The 222-nt window shown below is 46.4% G+C and carries 1 pseudogene; it reads right to left on the bottom strand.

Going from position 1 to position 222, the window contains the following annotated elements:
• Window positions 1-222 (bottom strand): annotated as a pseudogene (locus AB4653_RS28180) (microcin C ABC transporter ATP-binding protein); the annotation flags it as partial.

The following is a 222-nucleotide window of genomic DNA, read 5'->3' as shown; positions in this document are numbered from 1 at the left end:
TTCTTGGTGTAGTCATTTTTCGGTGCATTGAAAATCTCTTCTGCAGACCCTTCTTCCATCACTTCACCCTTCTGCATCACCAATACACGATCCGACAGTGCTTTCACTACCGAGAGGTCGTGACTGATGAACAGAAAGCCGATATTGTGCTTGGCTTGAATGTCTTTTAGCAGGTCAATCACGGTCAGTTGTACTGAGCGATCGAGTGCCGAAGTTGGTTCA

Origin of the sequence: Vibrio sp. 10N.222.48.A3, assembly GCF_041475345.1 — a bacterium.
GTDB lineage: Bacteria > Pseudomonadota > Gammaproteobacteria > Enterobacterales > Vibrionaceae > Vibrio > Vibrio tasmaniensis_A.
Note: the sequence above shows the minus strand (reverse complement) of the source record. Positions and strands in the feature narration are given on the sequence as shown.